Origin of the sequence: Dendronalium sp. ChiSLP03b (assembly GCF_034531165.2) — a bacterium.
Taxonomy (GTDB): domain Bacteria; phylum Cyanobacteriota; class Cyanobacteriia; order Cyanobacteriales; family Nostocaceae; genus Dendronalium; species Dendronalium minutum.
On record NZ_JAVRBR020000003.1, the window covers coordinates 136279 to 155338 of the forward strand.

Here is a 19060-nt window from a genome sequence, read left to right on the forward strand (position 1 = left end):
CAGTTGATATGCTCTAGTCTAAAGATTATGTTAGATAAAGCAGTAGTGCCTTGTTTTGTCTAACAGCACTTTGGTAATAATCAACAATTTCGTTGTAGTAATTCGTCATCCCTTCCAACATTTCTTCATCAGACCAGTCAATCCAAGGTATTGGTTCTGGCTTCTGAGATTCTCGGATAAAACGATTTTGGAAACCCTCTTGTGAAAGTTCTAATAACCCATCAAGAATTTGTCTGACTTCATCACCTGGTTCTAGATACCGGATGGGACCATAACTCGTTTCATAACCAATTTCTTTTCCAGCACCAAAAGCATTAACTAAAGGCAGACCATCCCAAGCAGAATTTTTTATCACTAGAAATGGCAGGAAATCTTTTTTATATCCTTTCTCTACGATCAATTCTGAAATTTTACCTTGAGATGTAGCATAATAACATGCTATGTAGCCAGCTAATAAAAATGTTAGTTCTTGCCAACATTTGTCTAAATCTAGTTCGGGGTTTTCCCACTCAGCGAGGAACTGTTTTTCGAGAGCCTGCCAATCATACTTATGTTTCCATTTTTGGCGCTTTCCAGGAATCAACCAACTTAAACCTTTACTTTCAGGTAGTTTCCCAAACCTCGCTCTTGCATCTTGTTTCATCTTATCAGCAGAGTTTCCTGTCCAATAACTTGCTCGTTGCCAAAAAGCAGATTCTGGCAACCATTGAGCATCACGAAATGCACCTATTATAAGCGGGTCTTCTCTAAGAAAATCAAGTGTTGAACCAGAAATCTGCTTAATCTGACCCGTAATTCCCATACAATTTTCTTGGAATACTTAAAACTTACTTATTCTTTCCACAGTATAGCTACTGCAACGATTCTAAAATCACATGCAAGTACAATACCTAAATACGAAAAATGTTAAAATCGCAAAACCCACTCCTACATAAAATACGCTATAAATTCCTCCCAAAACGAAGACTATACCCATCAAGAGCGGGCCTAAAGTTTGCCCTAATCCCAAAAATGTCCTATTGACAGATAAAATTGTTGTCATATATTCTCTAGGTGCTAAATTAGCTAAAAGTATTTGAATACTATGGAAACTGCTCCCCAAACCAATGCCAAAAATTGTAGTGGGAATTAATAAAAACCAGATATTAGGCATTAAAGGAACAATCAACATAGCTAAAGCATACAAAATAAAAGATGCTTGAATTAAAGTTTTCGGTTTAAATCTTCTAGCTAATTTTCCCAACTGAGAAGATGTAATTGCAATTGCTACATAAACACTGGAAAGTAACATACCAATTGTGACAGGTGAGGCTTGGAATATATCATTAGTTAATTGTGGTAAGTAAGTTATGTAAGCACCATAAAGGAGAACAAAGTTACCAGCACTAGCAATAAATAATCCGAATAATTTGCGATTTTTGAGAACTTTTGCTGTATTGATTAAGTCAACTTGGCGATTGCGATCGCCTTTTGGTTCGGGATTCTTAAGTGCGAATAAAACTAGCAATCCAATGGGAATCGCCACTACAGGCAGCATAAAGGGATAATACCAACCCATTGTTGCCAATGCACCGCCAATCGTTGGATAAGTAGCTGTACCGACATTAGTAATAGTGGTATTGTAGCTGATTGCAGTAGTATGTCTATTTCTAGTATATAAATCACCAATTAAAATAATACTGAGAGAAAACAAAGAAGCAGCACCAATGCCTTGGAGAAAACGCAAACATAGTAACAGATTAAAGTTACGAGAGAAGGCACAAGCTGTACCAGCAATACCATATAAAAATAGTGAAGTAATAATAAAATTTTTTCTGCCCCATCTATCAGCAAGGATATCAATAACAGGTCCTAAAACAACAGCAGGAAAAGTGAAAACTGTAATTAATAAACCAACATCGCTTGGGTTTACTTTCAATTCTTTCGCTAAGCTAGGGAAAGCTGGAGTGATGCTAGAAACTCCGAGAACAGCAATTAATGCTACTGCACAAATAATCTGAAAATTCAGCTCTAGATATATTAGTTTGCGCTGCTCAAATTGACTTTTTTCTTCTATTGGATTCATAAAATTACCCTGTTTATAGCAGTCTAGAATAATTTGTGAAACTTGCAAAGCTCTCTATTTTTCTCTTCTCCTTAACGTACTTAGTGTACTTGGCGTACTTAGCGGTTTGATAAATAAATCTTCTCACGACTCAAACAGAATTACTATATGAATATACAAAAACGCGAAGCGACTAGAGAGAAGCTTCGCGTTTCCTTGCTCAAAATTATGAATTACGCATTACGAATTACGAATTATTATTAGGCTGCGGCTTTTTCTTCCAGTGGTTTAAAAGTTTTTTTGGTAGCACCGCAGATAGGACAATGCCAATCATCAGGAATTTCTTCAAAAGGCGTTCCAGGTGCAATTCCCGAATCAGGATCGCCAGCTACAGGATCGTAAATCATACTGCATTGTCTGCAAATCCATTTACGAGTTTGAGGATCGTCACCTGTAACTCTGGTTGTTGCTTGTCCTCCATTTAATACTTCTAAAGCTTCAGTATAGCGATCGGCATGGTAATTTTCGATGAATTTTAACAAACCAAAACGATGTGCAGCGTTACGAAATGTAGTTGCATGTTCAGTGGATTCTTGAGCTTGTTTCAAAAATTCTTCCGCAGCCGGATTATCGCGATCGCGTTGAGCAGCAGCAGCAAACTCTGGATACATTGTGGTGTATTCATAGGTTTCACCTTCAATGGCCAAAGATAAGCATCGAGAAGCAATTTCCCGTTTTTGTTCGTCAGTTAAAGCCGATGCATCTTCTACCACAATTTCTGGATGCAGCAACCTAAAATGTGCAAAAGCATGTTCGGTTTCTTGTTCTGCTGTTTCTTTAAAAAGTTTCGCCAAGTCTGTAAATCCGAGTTTACGCGCCACATCAGCAAAAAACAGATACTTGCGATTTGCCATCGATTCACCACCGAAGGCAGCTTCTAAGTTTTGCAGTGTAGTAAAGTTTGATAAGTCCATGATTTTGTTGTCTGTAACGTGATTGGTTTCTGGAAAATACAGAATTTAAACGTGTATACAAGAAAAGTATCTAATGAATTTTAAACGTTTTATACAACACTTTTTTCACATCGATATACCCGTTTTGTCAACTGTTAGGCTAATTATAAAACCGAAAATATATTATGGTTTTATTTAATTAAATATTAATCATTTTTAAAAGATTATTCACTTATTTACTAAAAACTTGCGTTACCGTTGACGAGAATTTCTTGACCATTAATCCAACGTGCTTTCTCACTGACAAGAAAAGCAATCACATCAGCAATATCAGTAGGGTATCCTAGGCGACCAAAAGAACTAGCGATCGCCGCCTGCTTTAGTTCATCTGGTACTCCGTCAAACATTCCTGGAATAGTGCCACCAGGCATTACACTGTTAACAGTGATACCCCGTCCTCCCAGTTCTTTGGCCAACACATGAGTAAATGTCTTTGCGGTTTCCTTGCTAGCAATGTAAACGGCTAAACCAGCTTGCGGATAAATGGTGGTACTAGAAGAGATATTGATGATTCTGCCGCGATCGTTCATGTGCCGCGATGCTTCCTGCAAGGCAAATAAGACACCCCGGACGTTGACTGCAAACACTTTTTCGTATTCTTCTTCAGTGACATCGGAGATTAGCGAGCTAGTTGCAATGCCTGCATTATTAACCAAAATATCTAGCTGACCGAACTTGTCAAGGGTTTTTTGAAAGAAACGGCGAATGTCTGCAACTTGGCTCATGTCTGCTTGTACGGCTAAAGCCTTTCCCCCCTTTGCTGTAATTGTAGAGATTAATTCTTGAGCTTCAGTAGCACTACGAGAGTAATTAAATGCAACAGATGCTCCATCATCTGCTAATCTTTCCGCTATGGTTCTGCCGATACCTCGTGCAGCACCCGTTACGATCGCAACTTTTCCAGTTAAAGTTGACATAAAATCAAATTTCCTCAAAGACTAATTATTTTAGGATTGAATTGAGTTTTCTTTGTATCTTAGTGGTTTAAAAATAAATGGATTAACTACCAAGACACTAAGTAATGTAAATATCAACTAATAGATATCTGGCAATTGCTTTACTATATAAATTATTAAGCTTGAATGCTAAACAATGCAGCATGAAAAAGTCCTAACCCTTTAGGACTTTTAAACGAAAACTTTCAATTGTTATGCATTATTTAGTCTGAAAAAGTCATATCCTGAAACAGGGATTGGGGATTGGGAAAAGTGTAAAGAGGAATAGAAACTCTTAACTTCTGCCTCCTACCTATAGAATTACGCTATTCCACCATTGACGCGGATATTTTGTCCAGTCATCCATCGTGCTTCATCGCTGGCGAGAAACGCTACCACATCGGCGATTTCTTGCACATCTCCTAGTTTGCCAAAGGCTGCCATATTAGCTAGACGGTCAATCTGTTCTTGTGTTTTGCCTTCTCGAAACAGTTCTGTATCTGTAGGGCCAGGAGAAATAACATTGACAGTGATTTTCTTTGTACCCAATTCCTTAGCTAGTACTCGCGTAATTTGTTCAACAGCACCTTTGGTTGCCACATAGGCACTATAAGTTGGTAACATCATGGCTGTGGTTGATGAGGAAAAGTTGATAATCCGTCCCCCCTCTGCCATATATAGCGCGGCTTGTTGACAAGCAAAATAAGTGCCTTTGACATTAACGGCATAAATCTTGTCAAAATCTGCTTCTGTAGTTTCAGTAATTGGCTTATAGAAGGCAATTCCGGCATTATTCACCAAAATGTCAACCTTACCAAAGCGTTCAATAGTTTCTTCAAACAGCCGTTCAATATCGGCTACTTTGCTAATATCTGCTTGCACAGGAGTCGCCTGTACTCCTAATTTCTCAATTTCCACAACAACTTCTTGTGCTTTGGTTGCATTACCCGCATAGTTAACGACAATAGACGCACCGTTACCTGCTAACTTCAGGGCGATCGCTCGTCCAATACCTCGCGATGCACCAGTAACAATTGCAACCTTTCCTGCTAAAGCTGCCATAGATTCACCCAGTTTTACTTCAATTGACTCTTGCTGCTGCACCATAAAGCTAATTTCTAACTTCGTTTCGATGTTTACTTGTGTTTGCTGGTGATAACTAGCTCAAAAAGTGGAGATAAAGATTGTTCGCAATAGATAGTACATTTGTTCTATTAATTGTTAAAGTTGCTCAAAGTTAAAACACACCCAAAATGCTTCTAGTGAGTTATTTTAGAAGCATTTTGTTTGCCCAGTAGCGATCGCTTCGCAACTATTTTTTGAAATCCACGTCACCTTTATAAGTCTTGTCTCTAGGCTTGCCCTTCTGGTGCATAAGATTTCTTAGGAGGTGAGGGAGGTCGGCAGGTTTCGCAATTATTTCAGCCAGCACTTTTATTAAACAGAATTCAGGAGGAGTCAGTGACGGGTACGCAGGGGTCTCCCCAAGTAGAGCAACTGGCGTTCAGAATTCAGTATTAAGTATAAATTATATACAAAACTACGGGTGCATAAGTGGTGAAAAACAGCGCTAAATAAAGGTATAGCAGACTAAAATTATTGACAGGTTGAAATCTCTCAATAAAGCTGCAATCTGCTGTATATCTAAAGAATATGCCATAAAATGCCGGGTATATATCTACAGACGGATGAATAATAATTACTTTTTAGGTAAGAATTAATACTTAAAAGGTGCAAATACCTATCAAATAAAAATTCTGGGGAGAATAATTTATGAAATTTAAAACCGTATGTGCAAGCATAGCGGTCGCTACTTCTGTGGCTACAGGTATGATATTTGTTCCTCAATCTCATGCACTGGCTCAAAACAGCCCAACTCAAACCGAACAAGCGAATTCAAGAGCGTCAAGGTCTTTGGAAATTCAATGGCTTTTGGGGTTTATACCCTGGCCAACATTCACTAGAAATTCAAATAGTCCCAGTAGCCAAAATTCAGGTAATAGCACTATCTATGCAAATAACCCAAACAATCCCATACGAACAAATATAGGTAACCCAAATAGGCCAAAACCAATAGGTACAAAGCAAGGATATAACCATAAACAAGTACCTGTTCCTGTCTTAATACCAGGACTAGCTGCTTTTGGTGTAGGCTTAATACGCAAACATCGCCAAGAGCAAAAGCAAATGGAGATAAAATAAATTACTTCATTACCTATAAAAGGTAAACAGTGAGACGAATATTCGTTCTCACTGAAACATATTCAGATTATTCATAAATCTTTAGGTAATTGACTTTAAGCACGTACTGATTTTAGAGTATTTGCTAATTTTACAATGCTTAATTAGTAGTTGATAAAAGGAGGTTTTGATTCCTTTGAATAGCTATAAAAAGTATGTTTATAAAATCCAACAAATATTACCAATATATTTAGCAAAAAACCATAATCGAATTGTTTTGTGTGGTTTGGCTATAGGTTTGTACTATTACTTATCTTTTTGGTTAAAGACATTAACACAGTTCCTGATTGGTGGCAGTACATTTCCATTGTTGACAGTTACTACGGCTTATTTAGCATTACAGGAGTTATGGCAACAGAAAAATCAACTTGCTAAGTTAAATCCTGCAATCATCCAACGACGACTAGGCCATAGTTTGATTTTATTTGGAGTTGGTCTTTTCCCTTACAGTCTTAACAAAGGGTGGTCTCAAGCATTAGTTTGGCTAGTAATTTTAGTAGGTATTGTCCTTAGTACTTGGGGGCTGAAGTTCTTTAAACGCTATAAACGTCAAATTTTTTTGATGATTTTAAGTATCTATCCTGGTATTTACTCTCTACCAGGATATATATGGCGAGCCTTTACTCCTGAAAGAACAATGGATCGCATTCAAGCTTGGAGCGTTAATTTAGCACTTCACACCATAGGTTATCCAAGCAGTATAGATGAAACATGGGTGAAATTACCTACAGGTAGTGTAGATATAGGATGGGGTTGTAACGGATTTGATTTGATGGTCTTGATGCTTGTGACTAGTCTGTTAATAGGTATGGTTTACAGACTAAAGGGCTTCCAGATATTAACAATAAGCTTTTTGGGATGCATTCTTGCTTTTACTTTCAACACTGCTCGCATTGCATTACTGGCAATCTCTGTTGCTTATTGGGATGTAAAAGCATTTGATTTTTGGCATGATGGTTGGGGAGGACAAATTTTTTCAGCAGTCATGTTTACAGCATTCTATTACCTGCTTATTCAACTGCGGCTACTGGATTTTGAGCGCAAATCCAAGCTGCATTGACATCCTCTCGCCGCTAACTGCTTTGGTTAACTAAATAACTAAAAGATAGAAGCCAGGAATTATAAGAATCCGGTTTGATTACTAAACATACTTGTGTAGGGAGGGAATAGGAACAGGCAAAAGGCAGGTAGAAATGTACTGAGTTTTTTCAAAAATCAAATATGAGTCCTATAGGAGAATATTCTAACTCCTAACTTCTAACTCAGTACTCCCATACTTCCCTACCGATGGCTGGCAGAAGGGACTTTTTCATCATGACTAGAATCAGTCAACTGAGGTTTGCGACGCGACCGCAAGCGATCGCGAATTCTGCCAATCACAATATAGAGAATTGGCACCACAAACAAACTCAATAAAGTCGAGACAATCATTCCCCCAGCAACTGCTGTACCAAGAGATTTTCTACTAGCTGCCCCTGCTCCTTCAGGATTTACCAACGGCCAAATACCGAAGATAAAAGATAAGGAAGTCATGAGAATGGGTCGCAAACGCTCTTGTGATGCTTGCACTGCTGCTTTAGTAATTGAAAGTCCCTGCTCTCGCAGTTGGTTGGCAAATTCCACAATCAAAATAGCATTTTTACTAGCCAAACCAATTAGCATCACTAGACCAACCTGACAAAACACATCGTTGGGCAGACCTCGCAGAGATTGTGCTGACAGTGCCCCCAAAATAGCTAGAGGAACTGACAACATAATAATTAGTGGGTCAACGTAGTTTTCATACTGAGCAGCTAGTACCAAGAAAACGAAAACAAGTCCCAATCCAAAAATTAGTGGCGCTAGACCCCCAGACTCCTTCTCTTCAGCGGTAACCCCCGCCCATTCATAACCCATAGTTGCAGGTAAAACTTCCTGTGCCAGTTTTTCCATAGCTGAGGTTGCTTGTCCAGAACTATAACCAGGGGCTGCGGAGCCGTTGATTTCAATCGAGCGGAACAAGTTGAAGTGATTTATTGTTTGCGCCCCAGTGTTAGGAGTGATTTTCACCAGATTACTCAAGGGAATCATCTGATTATTCACAGAACGAACGTACAATCTCCCAATATCATCGGGGTTAGAGCGAAACTGAGCATCTGCTTGGACATATACCCGATAAGTCCGCTGTAGTAAGTTAAAGTCGTTGACATACCGCGAGCCTAAGTAACTCTGGAGAGTATTAAAAATCTCGTCTACATCAACTTGTAGGGCTTTAGCTTTATTGCGGTCTACTTCAATCAACATCTGAGGCGTATTTGCGCTAAATGTGCTAAACACAGCTTGCAATCCTGGTGTCTGATTACCGCGTTGGAGTAACTGACCCATGACTTGCAGCATGGTATTTAAACCACTATTACCTGCTCTATCTTGTAGCTGAAATTGAAAGCCACCAAAACTCCCTAAACCCTGAATTGATGGTGGATTAACTGGGAAAATTCTTGCTTCGGGAATTGCCGATAGCACTCCCCCTAACTTACCGATAATTGCTGCTGCTGACTGTCCTGATTCGTGACGCTCTTCCCAAGGCTTGAGAGTGGTAAAAATTGCTCCACTGTTAGCAGAGTTGCCACTAAAACCAAAGCCACCGATGGCAAAAGTACCCGTGACTTCTGGCAATTTGAGGATTTCTTTTTCTACCTGAGCCATCACCTTGCTGGTGTAGTTGAGTGAAACCCCCTCTGGCCCTTGGATAATAGTGATGAAATAGCCTTGGTCATCATCAGGGATAAATGCAGTTGGGACGCTGATATAAAGCCAGCCCGTCACCCCCAAAGACAAGATAAATAGCAGCACGACGATCGCTGTCATCCTTGTCAAACGATTGAGTATGCGCTCATATCCTCGGCGTATCCAATCAATAAACCTGTTAATCCGGTCAAAAATCCAGCCCAACCAACCACGTGGTCTTTGTCCCCGACGCAGCAGCAACGCTGAAAGCGAAGGAGTCAGAGTGATGGCAAGAAAGGTAGAAATTGCCATAGAAAAGGCGATCGTCAGCGCAAATTGCTTATATATCTGTCCTGTAGCTCCTGGAAAGAAGGCTACGGGTACAAATACAGCCATTAGCACTAAGGAAGTTGCAATCACTGCCCCGAATAGCTCCCTCATGGACTCAGAGGCAGCCTGACGGGGCGGCATCCCCTCATCCTCGATTAACCGAGAGATATTCTCGACAACGATAATGGCATCGTCAACCACTAACCCTGTTGCCAAGGTTAGACCAAACATCGTCAAGGTATTGATGGAAAATCCGAAAACCTTGATAAAGGCAAAAGTGCCAACCAAAGTTAGGGGAACAACGATGACGGGAATCAGCGTGGTGCGCCAATCCTGTAAGAAGATATAGATTACCAAGACAACAAGTGCGATCGCTTCTATCAAAGTCTTGACAACTTCCGCAAGAGATGCTTCTACAAACGATGTCGTATCAAACGCCACTTGATATTGCATTCCTGGCGGAAAGCGTTGCGCTAGTTGGGCCATTTCCGCTTTTACGGCCTTAGCAACGTCCAAAGCGTTACTTCCCGGAGTGGCAAATATTCCTATCCCCACACCCTCATTGCCTCTAAATCGCAGGAAAGAGTTATAGTCTTGTGCCCCTAGCTCTGCCCGACCTATATCTTTGAGTTTTATCAAGGTGCCATCCGCACCTGTCTTGATTACTATATCTGCAAATTCTGATGGCTCAGTCAGCCTACTCACCGCTTGCAGGTCTATTTGGTACATCTGGTCTGGTTGTGATGGCTGCTGACCAATTTGCCCAGCGCCCACCTGTAAGTTTTGTTCGTTGAGGGCATCAATGACATCCTGGGCAGTGAGGCTGCGACTAGCAAGGCGGTTGGGGTCGAGCCAAAGACGCATAGCATAGCGGCGTTCGCCAAAAATCTGTGCCTCACTCACACCGTTAATTCTTTTGAGGCCATCTATGATGTAGAGGTCGGCATAGTTGCTTAAAAATACGTTGTCGAACTTTTGGTTATCTGAGTACAGTCCCATCGCCAAAAGGATGTTATTAGACTGCTTGTTAACAGTAACTCCCGTTCTCTGTACGGCTTCTGGCAACTGTGGTTCAGCCACAGACACACGATTTTGCACATCAACTGCTGCAATATCTTTGTTCCGCGCTGCGTCAAACGTAACTGTAATCGTACTATTACCATTATTACTACTGCTTGAAGTCATGTACTTCAAGCCCTCAACACCGTTAATTTGGCGTTCTAAGACAGTCGTTACCGTATTTTCAACAACTTCAGCACTGGCACCAACATAATTAGCACTAACAGTAATTTGAGTTGGACTAATATCTGGATACTGCGCCGTAGGTAGCGTTGGAATACTTATTGCTCCTACTAGGAGAATCAGAATCGCGCAGACACTGGTAAATACAGGTCGCCTAATAAAGAAATCAACAAACATCGGGGATTGGGGATTAGGGGCAATGGGGGTTAGGGATTAGGGATTGGGGATGAGGTAGTTCTGAGTCCTGAGTGAAATTCCCCACTTGGAACTCGGTACTCATTACTCAGTACTGATTTATCCCCAGTCGCCAGTTCCCAATATTAAGATTCAGGAACAATCGGCAGGCCATCCCTAAGGTTAAGTAGTCCTGAGATGACAATTTTCTCTTCTGGCTGTAATCCTTCGAGAACTTGGTAATTATTACCTCTAATATTGCCTAACTTCACTAGCTTTTGCCGAGCTACTAGTTGAGACGCTCCTTTTGGCGATGTTTCCGTTTCCGCTACATAGACAAAAGTTTCTCCAGCCACAGGAGATACTGCTGTCGTTGGGATTAAGATTCCAGAACGCTGATTCCAAATCACTCTAGCTCGCGCTAATTGGTCTGCCCGTAGCTGACCTTGTGAGTTGTTAAAAAGTGCTTTGATCAATATTGACTGGGTATCATTATTAGCATTTGGAGCAATGAAAAATACTCGGCTATTACCTACAACTTGACCTTGTGCATTCATTATTTCCACTGGCATTCCCTTACGCAATTGAGGGCCTCGCTCTAGTGGCACAGATATTTTGACTTCTAAAGGTCGGTTTTGGGTAATGGTAACTAGCTGTGTGGAAGTATTAACGAAATCACCTATTTTCACCGGGATGTCGCCAACCGTGCCATCAAAGGGAGCGGTAATTCGATAGTACTGGAGCTGGACTTGTTGCTCGTCAGTATTTGCCTGAGCTTGCTGCAAGCCTTTTTCAGCCTGCAATATGCTGGCTTGCTGTGCTTGAATCTTGGAATTAATAGCACCGAGATTAGCCTTAGCTGTGGCGAGCCTATTGGCATACTGATCCTTAGTTTGCCGAGATACAGCTCCTTGATTCGCCAAACTTGCATACCTTTCGTAATCCTGCTGATTTAGTCGTAAATCCGCAAGGTTAGATAAACGTTCCGCTTCTAGAGATTTAAGTGTAGCGCGAGCATTTTCCAACTGTGCCCTCGATGCCTGGGCAGCAGCATCAATACTACTAACTGCTGCTTGTTGCTGTCTGGGGTCTATTTGGATAACTGCTGCTCCTGTTGCAATTGGATCTCCCGATCTGACAAATATCTGAGTGACTTGACCTTGAATTCTCGGCTGGAGCGTTACGGAACGCCGGGACTCAAGACTGGCAATAAAATCTGTACTATCGTCAATTGTGCCGACTTGTACTGGCGATAACTTTACTCTTACCCCTGGAGCTTGAGCAGCAGATGAAGGTTCTTGGTTTGTAGGAGTGAGCAAACGCCAAACTACCGCTGTTCCACCCCCTATAACTAGTATTAAAGCTATCAATAACCGAAGCCACCGCCGTTGTTTGGGGGGTGGCTCGTATGAGGTTTGTGGAAGATTGTCTCCAAAATCAGTTTGTGGCTCAGGGGATGTCATGGCTTACAGGCAACCTAAGAACAACTTAAAAAATTAACTAGTTAATTAGAACTGAATCAGGATTTAAAGTTTGAAATTATAAATTACTAATTTAGCATGAGGTACTTTGACAAATTGTATGGTAGTTCATTCAAACAAATATACAGCTTTAGAGGTTTTCTACAATCTACCCAAAGGTGAGTGATCGAATCTAGTTTACAAATCAAGCGATCGCATTGTATTTTCAAATATTGCGTAAATTATTCTAATATTGCTATGACTAAATGCTTTCTAATTTCGTAATTCTTGAGCAAATCGGAGTCTTATATGCTACTTTCGACACTGCGGCTACTCCTTCAGAGAACTCATCAGGGTAGCTACGAAGAGCGCGTCTACACGTCAGCAGAGCACAAGAGCAGAGTGGCTGCGGTTCAAGTCGAGTCCGTTAGCATAGCGTCACCCGTACTGCTAAAGCAGAACCCGCAGGGTAGGGGAATTCGTAATTAATAAACACAGAACAAGGTTTGATACAAGCGGTTTATAATTGGTTGTGCCCAGTTTAACAATAATTGCTCTAGTTTAAGCGCTAAAAAGCCATGACCAATGACTCTTTTACCATCTAAAATCTAAAATGACACCACTTGCTACAACTTTGAAAACCAAAGTAACACATGGCTAAAAAATCCTAAATTCAAAAAAATATTACTCTGTTACAAAAATCATACTTCTAACAATTTGCTCTCAAAGTAAATTATGCGTACATGATAGCAACATCTGCTCAAAGGCTTTGGAAAGTGCAGTTTGAAACCGCTGTCGATGCTTGAGTTTGAAAAAAGGTCGCACTATTTCTACGATCGCACCATGACGCTCTCTATTATCAATAATTTTAATTGCCCGTAGAGTTCCAAGTAGTATTTCTTTTTTGACCATCAACTCAGAAATTCCAATTGCACCTGCACCATTCTCAATAGCGGCTTTTGTCATTTCCCCACTGTTAAACACTAAAATTACATTCAGTTCGCCCAGATTGATGCCCCAATTTTGTAAGGCTTCCTCAAACCTTTGCTGGGTTCCAGACCCAGGTTCTCGCATGACCCAAGGAGTTTGAGTCAGTTGCGTTAACTCAATTTCTCCCCGCTCAAACCAAGGGTGAGTTTGACCGACAACGATTTGTAAGCGATCGCTCCCCACAATTTCATACTCTAGAGTATTCTGAAGCGCTGGCTTAATATCTCCCTCTACCAAACCCAAATCAAATTGTCCCATCGCTGTTCCTGTACAAATATCTTCGGTATTGGCGAGAGTACAGTCAATCTGGATATGAGGATATTGGCTCTTAAACTCACTAATCTTGCTTGGCAGCCAGTAGTTACCAATTGTCAGACTCGATCCTAATTTCAATTCACCTCGTTGCAGATTGTTCAATTCCCGCAATCCTCGTTCTGTCAAGGAGACTTGATCGAGAATTTTCTGTGCTTCCACTTGCAGTAACTTCCCAGCTTCAGCAATCTCAACATGGCGACCAATCCGATGGAACAGTTTGACTCCGTATTCTTGCTCTAAGTTGTGGATTGCTGCACTGACAGCTGGTTGCGTAATATAAAGCTCTTCAGCTGCACGGGTAAAGTGTAGATGTTCTGCCACGGCTATAAAGATTTTTAGCTGCTCAAGCGTCATCCCTGCCATTTAAAGTGTCCTAAAAAACTAATGTCAAAATTCAATCATTTACATTTATCATTTTGACAAAAAAAAGCATTTGATTCTATCGATTAGTTTGCCTAAAGTATAAATCAAGCCTTTAGCACCTGGCCAAACGGCTAAGGCAGAGATTGTAAATTCCAGTCGAGCGAAGAAGCAAAGCGCGAATAAGCGATCGCTCGTATACACCCCGCAGAGAGTTCTAAAACAAACCTCTTCCCCAAGCTTTGTTCAACACAACCGCACCTAACAAGTGTCTGCGGTCAGGGCTGTGCATAACAGCGATCGCTCGGCAATTATTAAGGAGATAAATATGAACAGTTGGCTAATTAGTACATTAATTATTGGGATTTCGGCTGCTTTTGCCACCACATTTGACGACAATTTATACTTGACAGCTTTCTTTGGAAAAGTCAACCGCACCTTTCGAGCTAGACATGTTGTTCTTGGTGAATTTCTTGGATTTACTGCACTAGTGTTTGCTAGTCTCCCTGGCTTTTTAGGTGGTTTAATCCTTCCAGAGGCTTGGATTGGATTGCTAGGTTTATTACCAATTTGTATTGGGATCGGTCATCTCTTAAGTAAAGAAGAAGAAGCAGTAGTGCAAACTGTGTCAATTGACCTAACTCCTACCAAATCTCAGTCCCGGAAGAAATCACTATTGGCAACTCTGCGCGATCCCCAAACCTATCGCGTTTCCGCAGTCACCATTGCTAATGGAGGAAACAACATCGGAATCTACGTGCCGTTGTTTGCTAGTAGCAATCTCCCAAGTTTGGGGTTAATTTTGTGTGTTTGCTATATGACTGTTGGGGTGTGGTGCTTCCTTTCTTACAACTTGACTCGTAATCCTCTGATGGCTCCTGTTCTCGCTCGCTATGGTCGCAAAGTCTTCCCGTTTGTGTTGATCTGGGTGGGATTCTCCATTCTTATGAAAAGTGGCTCATTTCAACTTTTACCTAGTCTGGCAATGTTTTCCCATTAGGCGAACCCTTGGTTAAATTATTACCTTATACCGATTTTGGAGCCACTGCGTTGCTTTGGTTCTCAAAGTTGTAGCAAATCGTGTGATTTTGGATTGAAAGTCCTGATTACAAGACTTCGTTAGTGGATGTATAGTTATATGCCGCTTATAAGTTCATTAGCTTGACTGCGATCGCACACTTTCTAACTGAACATGGCAATACTTTTGTTACTTATATCTTGATTGTTTCGGGTGTCTTTATTATTAATGTGCATCATCTATAATTTTGTAATTGTTGACATTCAAAAGTCAAAAACTTCAAACAGTATAATTAATTTCTGAAAATTTCCTAATATCAATTCACATGGCATAAGAGCTAAAATCAGAGAATAAATTGGCTTTTTCTGGCAACAATATCTTTTCTTGGGGTTAATTTTTTTGATTTTTAATGATAATAGGCTTGTTTTATTTAGATATCTGCACTACAATAAACTTTGAAAAAATGAACAAACATATCAAGTATATTTCGGTAGTGCAACTATCTCAGTTGATGCAAATTATCTGGAGAGAGATTTGCTACTACCTTGGTATTGTTTTAAGAGAGGCTTCATTGGGGATAAGGGTGTTATTGATGCAGTTGTTGAAACCTAAAGAAGAAGACAAGGATAAGAAAAAGCCAGGACGGCTGAATCCGTCGAGAATACGAGATCACCTGGCTAATGAGCGTACCTATCTTGCTTGGATGCGGACGGCGATCGCTCTGTTAGGTTTTGGTGTCGTTATTGTACGTCTGCGTGCCTTCCAAGTACCCTTAGTACCTCGTCCTGGCACTGGCTGGAAGCTAGGCTTAGTCTTCTCACTGGTAGGTTTGATCGCGGTGTGGCTGTCAACGGCACACTATTTCGCTGTTCGTCGTGATATTGAAGAAGACACCTATGAACCTACAGACCGTTGGGTACTCCTGTTCAGTCTCGCCATCATGATTCTGGGTGCTGGGGTAATTTATTTTGTTTTTACAAGTCCTTTAGATCCATTAAGTCCAGTCATGCCTGAGTAATTTTTGGGTCATAGATTTTATTTATGATCCAAAAATTATCCCAAAATTTATGGAGTAAGATAAAGTTTTATCTTATTAGATGTCGTATGAGGGACACGAGCCTAAACGAAACGAAAGTAGTTTTCATTGAGACTTAGACCTGTAACTCCTTGTACAACACCAATGAGTAAGTCTGTTTCTTGGTCAATATATATACCTGTGCCTTGTGGTAAACCTTCAGGAACCGAACATGAGACATATTGAAATAATGGAGCTTCTGAATCAGAGTAACCATCTGCAAGTTGGATAATGCTTACAGCAGTTTTTAGTAATTAGACCACAGCTGAGATGGGCAATGGGGAGTAATGGAGTTCAATTACTTGAAAAGCGCTGTAATTATCACAATAAAAGTTGTTTTTGAATGAATCTGTTATAAATAACGAAATCTAAAAATATTTACTTGGGCAACTTGGTAGGATTCGACCTTTGGGGAATGGTACACAATCAGATGTCCTAATAGGCTATTGGAAATCAACCCTTCAGGATATGTATGCCCGCAGTCCGTTACATTCCCGAGCCGCTGTTGCAAATTGATGGTACTAATGCTTCCACTGATTTGCTTAACGACATTTTGCAAATCTCTGTAGAAGAGAGTCTTCACCTACCGGGAATGTTTACTTTGATTATCAAAAATGATTACTTCCCCGGACGCACAGAAGAAAAGACTTGGCGACACCAGAGCTTATTTGCAATTGGTAAAAAGATTAAAATTGGTTTCGTCTCTAGTACCACAGAAAACGTAGACTTTGAAACTGCGGAACAGGGCTATGTATTAGATGGGGAAATTACAGCCATAGAAACAGAGTTTACTGAAAAGTCTCAGGCTCCAATCGTTATTCGTGGTTATGATATTTCCCACCGCCTGCACCGAGGACGTTATAATCGCTCCTTCCAGAACGTGACTGATAGTGATATCGTCAATCAGATTGTCGGAGAAACGGGAATTGCAACTGGCGCGATCGCCTCTACTAGTATTATTCATGATTATGTCTTTCAAGAAAATCAGACCAACATGGAGTTTCTGCGGGAAAGGGCAGCTCGTTTAGGCTTTGAACTATATGTTCAAGATGGCAAGCTCAACTTTCGCCAGCCTGCACAAAATCAATCCCTAAGCCTTAAATGGTTGGAAGACATCCATAACTTCCGCGTTCGAGTTACCAGTGCAGAACAAGTCAGTTCTGTTGAGGTGCGGGGTTGGGACTACACTACAAAGCGGCCAATTGTTTCTACAGCATCAACAGAGCAGGTAATCACTAATACAGAAAATGGCACAGGCAGTAAAACCAGCACTAAGTTTAGCATTCAGCCGAAGATGATCGTCGTGGATCGGCCAGTTTTTAGTGCCAACGAAGCCCAGAAAATGGCTCAAGCTCTGTGTAATGAACTTGGAGGAGAATTTGTCTATGCTGATGCCAAAGGTGAAGGTAATCCCTACCTCAGACCGGGAAGGGTAGTGAAGCTTACAGACATGGGTAATTACAGTGGTAGTTACTACGTCACTGAAACTCGTCACTTATTCCACGAAAGAATTTATACTACAGAGTTCAGTGTACGCGGCTTGCGCTCTGGAGACCTTTTAGCTACTCTGTCACCCCAAACGCACCTGCAACCAGGACAAACTCTTTTAGTAGGAATTGTCAGTAATAACAAAGACCCTAAAGGCTGGGGTCGTGTAAGAGTTAAGTTTCCTACCCTGACCGAGGAGCATGAAAGCAACTGGGCTAGAGTTGTGAGTGTCGGAGCAGGCCCTGGTAGAGGGTTTGATTGTTTACCAGAAGTCAATGATGAAGTATTAGTAGCTTTTGAACACGGCGACATCCATCGTCCTTATGTAATTGGTGGTGTCTGGAATGGCACGGATGCACCACCGGAAAATGTGAATGATACAGTCGTTAACGGCAAAGTGCGCCTACGTACTTTTAAAACCCGCGTTGGGCATAAACTACAGTTTGTGGAAGAAGATAAAGGTACTAAAAAAGGTGTTTATCTTCAGACTACAGACGGTCATAATTTTCGACTGAATGATAGTGAGAAATTTGCAGAATTGGAAACTACTGGAGGTCACAAATTTCGTTGTGATGATAGTAATAAAACTATCAGTTTAACTTCAACAGGTGATATTACAGTTAAATCTGGAACCACTGGAACAACTAAAAAAATTAGTGTTAATGGTGGCGAAATTGCTCTAACTGCAACTCAAAAAATTACCTTAACTGTAGGGGCTACTAGTATAGAACTGGCTCCCAGCGGTATTACGATGAGAACGACTGGAACTGTTAGCGTGCAAGCTGGCAGCTCAATAAGCGTGCAATCTGGGGGTTCATTGAGTATCAATTCTGGTGCTTCTATCAGTGCTAGTGCTGGTGCTTCAATTAGTGCTAATGCTGGCGCTACAGTTAGCATTAATGGTGCTGCTACGGTAGGTATTATGGGTGGGTTAATTCGGCTAAATTGCTAATAGTCAGTTGTTAATTATCATTATTTATTCAAGGAAGATTTATTATGTTTCCAGCAGCAAGACTTACCGATTTAACTGTGACAGGCGATCCAATTACTGCGCCAGGAGTGCCAAATGTGTTGATTTTGAGTTTACCCGCAGCTTGTGTTGGCGACCTTGTGGTAGGGCCGGTTGTGACTGGAAGTATTGTTATGGGTTCTTTCACAGTCTTGATTGGTGGACGACCAGCAGCGCGGGTGACATCCCAGGTAGCTGGAGCTAATACTATTACTGGCGTACCATTAACTACTGTTGTGGGAATAGGTGCGCCAACTGTGTTAATTGGTGGGTGAAGATATTTGCATCTAATACTAATTCGTAATTCGTGAGGAAGTGTGGTCTTGGGGAGACAGCATGGATACTTTCGGATATAAGGGACATCCAATAATTAAATTACTCAATTCCTGCATCCAATACCAGTATCCAATTTCTTCTCCCCCTGTCTCCCCTGCTCCCCTGCTCACCCAAGCGATTGATTATTTTTTGGCGTTGCATAACAGTGGGATGAATTGGGGTAAGCAGGGGAGGCAGGGGAGGCTGACAGGTGTAGGTTTTTTACGTTTTGTTCCTAAAACCCTGGTTTTAGGGTGTAAGGGTGTAGGGGTAGAAGAAATGATGATTAGAGCGTTAGTTTTATAGTCATTACTCATTGCTTGATTAAAAACCTACACTTGTGAG

The 19060-nt window shown here is 41.0% G+C and carries 15 protein-coding genes; 7 read left to right on the forward strand and 8 right to left on the reverse strand.

Annotation, left to right across the window (positions count from 1 at the left end):
• Positions 1–25: 25 nt before the first annotated feature.
• The 5 genes from RMY31_RS00860 to RMY31_RS00880 all read right to left on the reverse strand — a co-directional run bounded on the left by RMY31_RS00860 (position 26) and on the right by RMY31_RS00880 (position 5054).
• Entirely contained in the window at positions 26–802 is a 777-nt protein-coding gene (locus RMY31_RS00860) for a DUF1877 family protein (RefSeq protein ID WP_322656801.1), read from the reverse strand.
• 69 nt (positions 803–871) lie between these two features.
• Positions 872–2065 (reverse strand): MFS transporter, encoded by a 1194-nt coding sequence (locus RMY31_RS00865; protein WP_322656802.1) that lies wholly within the window; start codon positions 2063–2065, stop codon positions 872–874.
• A 239-nt stretch (positions 2066–2304) separates the two neighbouring features.
• Complete coding sequence (locus RMY31_RS00870; RefSeq protein WP_322656803.1) at positions 2305–3018, reverse strand: rubrerythrin family protein; 714 nt, start codon at positions 3016–3018, stop codon at positions 2305–2307.
• A gap of 218 nt (positions 3019–3236) precedes the next feature.
• Positions 3237–3974, reverse strand: coding sequence for a glucose 1-dehydrogenase (locus RMY31_RS00875; RefSeq protein WP_322656804.1), 738 nt, complete (start codon positions 3972–3974; stop codon positions 3237–3239).
• Between the two features lie 339 nt (positions 3975–4313).
• Entirely contained in the window at positions 4314–5054 is a 741-nt protein-coding gene (locus tag RMY31_RS00880) for an SDR family oxidoreductase (RefSeq protein WP_322657077.1), read from the reverse strand.
• Between the two features lie 711 nt (positions 5055–5765).
• Between RMY31_RS00880 and RMY31_RS00885 the strand changes: the two genes are divergently transcribed.
• Complete coding sequence (locus RMY31_RS00885; protein WP_322656805.1) at positions 5766–6194, forward strand: hypothetical protein; 429 nt, start codon at positions 5766–5768, stop codon at positions 6192–6194.
• A gap of 175 nt (positions 6195–6369) precedes the next feature.
• Positions 6370–7293, forward strand: a complete 924-nt coding sequence (gene crtC, locus RMY31_RS00890) for a cyanoexosortase C (protein WP_322656806.1) — start codon at positions 6370–6372, stop codon at positions 7291–7293.
• 221 nt (positions 7294–7514) lie between these two features.
• Here crtC and RMY31_RS00895 read toward each other — a convergent pair whose 3' ends face one another.
• The 3 genes from RMY31_RS00895 to RMY31_RS00905 all read right to left on the reverse strand — a co-directional run bounded on the left by RMY31_RS00895 (position 7515) and on the right by RMY31_RS00905 (position 13813).
• Positions 7515–10688, reverse strand: coding sequence for an efflux RND transporter permease subunit (locus tag RMY31_RS00895; protein ID WP_322656807.1), 3174 nt, complete (start codon positions 10686–10688; stop codon positions 7515–7517).
• 143 nt (positions 10689–10831) lie between these two features.
• Complete coding sequence (locus tag RMY31_RS00900; protein ID WP_322656809.1) at positions 10832–12148, reverse strand: efflux RND transporter periplasmic adaptor subunit; 1317 nt, start codon at positions 12146–12148, stop codon at positions 10832–10834.
• A 720-nt stretch (positions 12149–12868) separates the two neighbouring features.
• Complete coding sequence (locus RMY31_RS00905; RefSeq protein ID WP_322656810.1) at positions 12869–13813, reverse strand: LysR substrate-binding domain-containing protein; 945 nt, start codon at positions 13811–13813, stop codon at positions 12869–12871.
• Between the two features lie 325 nt (positions 13814–14138).
• Between RMY31_RS00905 and RMY31_RS00910 the strand changes: the two genes are divergently transcribed.
• The 5 genes from RMY31_RS00910 to RMY31_RS00930 all read left to right on the forward strand — a co-directional run bounded on the left by RMY31_RS00910 (position 14139) and on the right by RMY31_RS00930 (position 19021).
• Complete coding sequence (locus RMY31_RS00910) at positions 14139–14810, forward strand: cadmium resistance transporter (protein WP_322657078.1); 672 nt, start codon at positions 14139–14141, stop codon at positions 14808–14810.
• 481 nt (positions 14811–15291) lie between these two features.
• A complete protein-coding gene (locus tag RMY31_RS00915; RefSeq protein ID WP_322656811.1) occupies positions 15292–15846 on the forward strand; it encodes a DUF202 domain-containing protein in 555 nt (184 codons plus the stop codon).
• 529 nt (positions 15847–16375) lie between these two features.
• Complete coding sequence (locus RMY31_RS00920; protein WP_322656812.1) at positions 16376–18343, forward strand: VgrG-related protein; 1968 nt, start codon at positions 16376–16378, stop codon at positions 18341–18343.
• 44 nt (positions 18344–18387) lie between these two features.
• Positions 18388–18675, forward strand: a complete 288-nt coding sequence (locus tag RMY31_RS00925; RefSeq protein ID WP_322656813.1) for a PAAR domain-containing protein — start codon at positions 18388–18390, stop codon at positions 18673–18675.
• Between the two features lie 61 nt (positions 18676–18736).
• Complete coding sequence (locus RMY31_RS00930; RefSeq protein WP_409877036.1) at positions 18737–19021, forward strand: hypothetical protein; 285 nt, start codon at positions 18737–18739, stop codon at positions 19019–19021.
• Positions 19022–19060 lie beyond the last annotated feature (39 nt).